This window comes from bacterium (genome assembly GCA_030647005.1).
Taxonomy (GTDB): domain Bacteria; phylum Patescibacteriota; class Patescibacteriia; order JACPHY01; family JACPHY01; genus JAUSKG01.
Genome location: JAUSKG010000016.1, coordinates 24362 through 30465, shown reverse-complemented (window position 1 = coordinate 30465; position 6104 = coordinate 24362). Strand labels below are relative to the sequence as shown.

At 57.4% G+C, this 6104-nt stretch carries 6 protein-coding genes, 3 tRNA genes and 2 pseudogenes; 7 read left to right on the top strand and 4 right to left on the bottom strand.

The genetic code is table 11. The features are described 5' to 3' along the window. Nucleotides 1-243 precede the first annotated feature (243 nt). Nucleotides 244-828: a class I SAM-dependent methyltransferase gene (locus Q7S96_01870; protein MDO8462995.1), complete on the bottom strand. Its 585-nt coding sequence runs from the start codon at nt 826-828 to the stop codon at nt 244-246. 180 nt (nt 829-1008) lie between these two features. On the opposite strand from Q7S96_01870, the gene Q7S96_01865 reads away from it, so the two are divergent. From Q7S96_01865 to ruvC, 4 genes and pseudogenes are all read left to right on the top strand, one after another. Next, complete coding sequence (locus Q7S96_01865) at nt 1009-1746, top strand: tyrosine-type recombinase/integrase (protein ID MDO8462994.1); 738 nt, start codon at nt 1009-1011, stop codon at nt 1744-1746. Continuing rightward, on the top strand, nt 1743-2474 hold the full coding sequence (locus Q7S96_01860; protein ID MDO8462993.1) for a YebC/PmpR family DNA-binding transcriptional regulator: 732 nt from the start codon (nt 1743-1745) through the stop codon (nt 2472-2474). Before Q7S96_01865 ends, Q7S96_01860 begins: the two co-directional genes overlap by 4 nt. 154 nt (nt 2475-2628) lie before the next feature. After that, nucleotides 2629-2961: pseudogene (locus Q7S96_01855) on the top strand (DUF559 domain-containing protein). Between the two features lie 69 nt (nt 2962-3030). Next, a pseudogene (gene ruvC, locus Q7S96_01850) lies at nt 3031-3501 on the top strand (crossover junction endodeoxyribonuclease RuvC). 12 nt (nt 3502-3513) lie between these two features. On the opposite strand, the gene Q7S96_01845 reads toward ruvC, so the two are convergent. Continuing rightward, nucleotides 3514-3585: transfer RNA gene (locus Q7S96_01845), tRNA-Gly, on the bottom strand. A gap of 94 nt (nt 3586-3679) precedes the next feature. On the opposite strand from Q7S96_01845, the gene Q7S96_01840 reads away from it, so the two are divergent. Continuing rightward, entirely contained in the window at nt 3680-4150 is a 471-nt protein-coding gene (locus Q7S96_01840; protein ID MDO8462992.1) for a ribonuclease H-like YkuK family protein, read from the top strand. A 7-nt stretch (nt 4151-4157) separates the two neighbouring features. On the opposite strand, the gene truB is transcribed toward Q7S96_01840, so the two are convergent. After that, the gene (gene truB, locus Q7S96_01835; protein MDO8462991.1) at nt 4158-4826 is read right to left on the bottom strand and encodes a tRNA pseudouridine(55) synthase TruB; all 669 of its coding nucleotides are present in this window, start codon (nt 4824-4826) and stop codon (nt 4158-4160) included. 26 nt (nt 4827-4852) lie between these two features. Between truB and raiA the strand changes: the two genes are divergently transcribed. Further along, nucleotides 4853-5191 carry a ribosome-associated translation inhibitor RaiA gene (raiA, locus tag Q7S96_01830; protein ID MDO8462990.1) on the top strand — a complete coding sequence of 113 codons (339 nt, stop codon included), beginning with the start codon at nt 4853-4855 and terminating at the stop codon, nt 5189-5191. Nucleotides 5192-5228: 37 nt separating this feature from the next. Further along, nucleotides 5229-5301, top strand: a tRNA-Pro gene (locus Q7S96_01825). 511 nt (nt 5302-5812) lie between these two features. On the opposite strand, the gene Q7S96_01820 is transcribed toward Q7S96_01825, so the two are convergent. Next, a tRNA-Ile gene (locus Q7S96_01820) sits at nt 5813-5889 on the bottom strand. Between the last annotated feature and the right edge of the window lie 215 nt (nt 5890-6104).

The window sequence follows — 6104 nt, the reverse complement described above, 5'->3', positions numbered from 1 at the left end:
GCGGGTCGGAGGAGCGACATTTCGTATAGCCGTCTGTTCGACGAAGTGCTGGAGCGCAGCGGAGGCATGGAGGAGGACAGACGGGAACCGCCGCGCATTCGGCAAAATGCACGGAGCGGAGCGGAGGCATTTTGGCGAACGTTCGCGTGTATGCGATGTTGCGACCGTAGGGAGCAATATGGGTGGAGCAAAGCGGAACCGCATACACGCTGTTGTACGATGTAGCGAAAAACATTTTTTTCCTTATTTACGCAAAAGAACAAGAGCGGGACCGTACTTTAATGGAATTTCTTTGTATTCAATTCCTAACTCTGTTAATTGCTTTTTATATTGCTCGAGTGGTACAGCCCACAAACCGTCTGGCAGTTTTGGACCTTCTACTTTTATTTCATCCCAGTCAAAGCCATGAATTGCTATTCCGCCGGGTTTAAGCGCATCAAAAGAATTTTTGAGCAAATCAAATTGTTTTTCAGTTTCAATGAATTTTAGAAGTACGTGAGCATAAGTGATGTCGTAGGGTGGGTTGGGAAGCGGTAGGGTACAGTCGTGCTGAAAAACATTTGATTCTCCAGCAAGGTGGTCAATACTGATGTCGAACGTTGTAACCTCAACATTTCTTTTTAGTACGTTCTCAAAAATTCTTTTATGATGCGCGACGAATCTTTTGTCACCACAGCCCAAAACTGCCAACCTAACAGGATCAATGTCAGTTTTTAGTGAGACTTCATTGAAAATCGTAGCGAGCTCTTGTTCTTTTGCGTCGGCGCGCTTCTTAATTTCCTCGCCGCTGTAATCTGCGTACTTTTGATGATATGCGGATAATGCCATACTTTTGTCTATTTAATAGTTAAAAATGTTTTTCGCTATTTCGTACAACTCGTTATTATGCGAAGTTGATGGCGGGAATAGTACTGAACCTGGTATGATATGCGAAGTATGACGTTGCTCGAACAATTTGAACGGGAGCTTCGTATTCAGAAGTATAGCATGCGGACGATACGCAGCTATATGGACTGTTTGCGATCGTTTTCGACGTTTTTGCAAGATGCACTCGATCATATTACCGTGGAGGACGTGAAGCGGTTTTTAGATCAACGAGAGCGACGGGGTGTTTCCGGGCAGACATTGAATGTATACCTCAGTGCGATCAAAACGTTTTCGAGTATTGTGCTGCATGTTCCGCTACAATCCGACGTGCGGCATGCAAGGCGAGCAAAGCGTTTGCCGATAGTACTCACACGACAGGAGGTTGCACGAATTTGCGCTGCGCTGACGAATCGGAAACATCGGCTATTGATTGCCTTGGCATATGGAGCAGGATTGCGTGTGAGCGAGGTGATCGCACTGCGCGTACGCGATGTTGATGTACAAGAGTTGACGGTGACTGTTCGCGGCGGGAAGGGTAATCGCGATCGCATCACCGTTATGCCAGAACGTTTGCGCGATGGTATCCTGTGGCTTGCGGAGGGGCAGGAGAACACCACCTGTCTCTTTGAGAGCGCGCGCGGAGGTATGCTCACCTCAAGAAGTGCGCAGGCGATTTTCGCTGCGGCGTGCGAGCGTGCCGGGGTGCAGAAGGGAGCGACATTCCATTCGCTTCGACACAGCTTTGCAACGCATCTCTTGGAGAATGGAACAGATGTTCGGTATGTACAGGAATTGCTCGGCCATGCGAACATTCGTACGACGCAGATATATACGAAGGTGACGAATCCGCAGTTGAGGAACATCAAGAGTCCGCTATGAGTCGGCACAATAAGTGGTCAAAGGTGAAGAATCAGAAGGGCGCGGCGGATCAGCGGCGGGCGGCGTCGTTCTCGAAGCTCGCGCGGGCGATCAGCGTGTGCGCGCGTGAGGGCGGCGGGGATCCGACGTTCAACTTCAAGTTGCGGCTGGTGGTGGATCGCGCGAAGGCGGTGAACATGCCGAAGGACGCGATCGAGCGGGCGATTGCGCGCGGGACGGGTGAGGGCAGCGATGTCGCGATCGTGCAGGTGATGTACGAGGGGTTTGCGCCGGGCGGCGCGGCGGTGCTCGTGGAGTGCCTCACGGATAACTCGAACCGCACGCTCGCGGAGGTGCGACAGGTGTTCGTGAAGCGTGGTGGGAACTTTGGGAATGAGGGATCGGTGCGGTGGATGTTCGAGCATCGCGGCATCGTGCAGGTCGCAGCTCCAAGTGCATCGCTCCAAGCTCCAAGCAAGGAGCAGGTCGAGCTCGATCTCATCGAGGCGGGGGCGGAGGATGTGCAGTGGGAGGAGGACGGGTTGATCGTGGTGACTGCAGTAGAGGGATTGCAGCAGGTACAGGAGGCGGTAGAGAAGTTGGGGTTGAGCGTTGAGGACGCAGGGCTGCGATGGATTGCGAAGCAGGAAACGGAGATCGCGGAGGCGGATCATGAGCAGTTCGAGCAGTTCATCGGAGTACTGGAGGAACTTGACGACGTGCAGGAGGTGCACACGAATGCGGCGTAATGTTTCCCTCCCCCTCGCCTTGCAGCAAGGAGAGGGGGAGTTGGAGGGGGAGAGGAGGTATGGTGGATTGCGTAACGGGCACAAACCACCTCTCCCTCCCTAGCCCTCCCTCTCCCCGAGTACGCGGAGAGGGAGGGGATCAGAGAGGAGATGTATGGTACAAGGCAATAGACAGCGAACTGCTCGTGCTCGCAAGCTGCGTAATAATCCGCCGGAGCCGGAGCGGGTGTTGTGGCAGCGCATTCGTGCCGAGCAGTTGGATACAAAGTTTCGCAGACAACATTCGGTGGGGCCGTATGTGCTCGATTTCTGTGCGCCGGGCGCGAAGCTCGTTATTGAGATTGATGGTGATTCGCATTATGAAACATTGCAGATTCGGGCGAGGGATGCGGAACGGGATGTGTACCTCGCGACGGGAGGTTTCCAAGTGTTGCGATTTACGAATCGTGAGGTGATGGAGAATGTTGATGGGGTGTGTGAGGTGATCCAAGCCCACCTCTCCCCCCCTAGCCCCCCCTCTCCCCGAGTACGCGGAGAGGGGGGGGATCAGAAGGTTGTACTTGGTCTTGACCCCGGTCTCGCGCGGCTTGGGTATGGGGTGCTCGCGTGTGATGGGCATACGGATCGGTGTGTGGCGTTCGGGTGCATTGAGACGGCGAAAGGGGAGTTGGGGCCGCGGCTCATCGAGTTACGAACGCAACTCGCGCAGCTCATCGCGCTCTACCAGCCGGATCGCATCGTCATCGAAAAGCTCTTCTTCTCAAAGAATGTGAAGACGGCGATCACGGTAGCGCAGGCGCGTGGGGTGATTGTGCTCACATGCGCGGAGTCGCACGTCGAGATGGTGGAGGTGAGCCCGCAGGACGTGAAGCAGGCCGTGTGCGGGTATGGCGCGGCGGACAAGCGACAGGTGCAGCGAATGGTGCAGACACTCCTGAAGCTCGATGTTATCCCGCAGCCGGATGACGCGGCAGATGCGCTCGCGGTTGCGCTCGCGGGCGCGCGAAAACACCTCACGATGTCGTGAGGTGTTTTCGATTGCGGGTAGCGGGAATCGAACCCGCATCTCAAGCTTGGAAGGCTCGCATACTAGCCATTGTACTATACCCGCGCGTCGCGTCTGCCAGCTGGCGGACGGTGCAACCTGATCACCAGCGTACCATGGCAGTGGGATCGTTTCAAGGCGCATGCTACACTGGACTCCTATGATCTTCCAGAGCCCGACGAAGGGTTCACTCATCTTCGATGAGGTCATTGATGAGGTCTGTGCGGAATTCCGCGCGCAGCCAAAGGCACGGTACCGCATCATGATCGGTTCGGACTCCAAGGTGCATGGCGACACGGTGGATTGCATCTCGGCGATCGTGCTCCACCGCATCGGTCGCGGTGCGCGATACTTTTGGGTGCATACGCAGAAGGATCGGTTCCACACGCTGCGCGATCGCATCTGGCACGAGGCGGTCTGCTCAACAACGCTCGCGCAGAGCACGCTCGCCGCACTCGGGGAGCGGGGCGCGTGGGGGACGGACCTTGAGGTGCACGTGGATGTCGGGCGGCACGGGCCGACGAAGGACCTCATCCAGGAGATTTGCGGCTACGTCCGCGCCTACGGGTTTACCGTGTGCATCAAGCCGCAGGCGCACGCCGCGACGTGCGTTGCAGATCGGTACACGTAGGAGCGCGCTACGCGGCGGAGGCATCGCGCCAGTGCCGGTCGAACTGTTCGAGCGTGAGCGCGGCATCCAGCGTGAATGTACCGACGCGTGTGCGCGTGAGTGCGGCGAGGTAACCGCCAACGCCGAGCGTCGCACCGATATCGCGTGCGAGCGCGCGGATGTACGTGCCGGATCCGCAGACGACGCGGATGCGGAGGAGCGGCCATGTGTAGTCCAGGAGCTCGATTTCCTTGATCTCGACCGCGCGTGGCTCCAGGTGCACGTCCTCACCTCCGCGCATGCGGCGGTGCGCCGGTTTGCCACGGAGCTTGATGGCGCTGTACTTCGGCGGAACCTGGTGGATCGTGCCGGTGTACTGTTCGAGGACGTGCGCGATCGTGTTCCGTGATGGCACTGTTCCACGTGCCGCGTCGCTCGCGTGTTGGACGGCACCCTCGGCGTCGTCGGTGTCCGATGTCGCTCCGAGGTGCGCCGTCGCGATGTACTCTTTGTCGCTGTGCACGATCGTCCCGAGTTGTTTGGTCGCGTCGCGTCCGATGCCGATGATGAGCACGCCCTCGGCCATGGGGTCCAGGGTACCCGCGTGGCCAACGCGTCGTTCACCCGTGATGCGGCGTACCGCATCAACGATATCGTGCGACGTTGGCCCTTTTGGTTTGGAGATGGAGACAATCACATGGTAGGGTGAAGAGAGAAACTCCTATGTTGAAACTGAACATCACGGCGACCGGCGTTGAGCTCACGCCAGAGATTGCGCAGGAGCTTGAGGAGAAGATCGGGACCCTCGATGTCTTCATCGAGGGCACAGAAGACGTTGCGCAGGCGTGGGTGGAGGTCTCCCGCACCACTCGCCACCATCGCCAGGGGAATATCTTCCGTGCGGAGGTGCAGATCCGTCTCCCGGGAGCAGCGGGGATTCGCGCGGAGGCAGAGGCAGAGGACATCCTCACCGCCATCACGACGGTGAAGGATGAGCTCCAGCGGCAGCTGAAGAAGTACAAGGGGAAGCGGACGAAGCACGAGAGTGCTGAGAATGATTGACCGTCCGGTGTGCCCATGATACGCTTGGCACACCCATCGGGCTGTAGCTCAGTTGGTAGAGCGCGTGGTTTGGGTCCACGAGGCCCCGGGTTCGAGCCCCGGCAGCCCGAGAGAATAGCAGTGCCATGCTTCCATCGTACCAGAATGAAAACCGCGCACCTTCCGGTGCGCGGTTTTCATATGCCGGGAGTGGGAATCGAACCCACCACGCAAGGCTCTTCCAAGCCTAGAACTCAAGTTGCCTTGAGGATCGGACTATCTCATGATCCGGAGATCCGGACCTCGGGTGCTCGTGTGGGATTATTGTTGGGACTCACCCACTAGTCTCTACACCTTCTCCGCAACCAAATGCCCCGCGGAGCTTGGCTCGGGATTGCCCCCATCGTTGGGGGTTTCCCCGAATTCACCCGATTCACATTCCGATGTTGCCATCGGACGGCCCAAAGATTTTAGGCCTTCGCTCTACCACTGAGCTACCCCGGCCATTACGAGACAAACCTTCCGGTTTTTCTCGTCCTCTTTTCCCTACGCAATAGCCGCTCACCTCCGGACTCCGCATGGCAGCGAGCAAAGCTCTACGGCCGCCATGCTCCGTCCTCCGGCTCGCTCGCGTAGGATTCCTGGTGGGCGTGCCTGGAATCGAACCAGGGACCTCCACATTATCAGTGTGGCGCTCTAACCGACTGAGCTACACGCCCGGAGAAGCAACAGGCCTACAGCGATACGCTGCAAGCCCATCCCTATAGCGATGCTAGCATGCCGAGGAGCACGGCGCAACCCAAGGACATGCCAGGGTCAAACGCAACCCCCCACCCTCGTGAGAGGGTGGGGGGATTGCTTTCAAGAAAAAAAGTACTATCCGTTATCGGTCTGAAGAGTGATCAGTGGGCGATCCGATTTTCATCGGACCTAT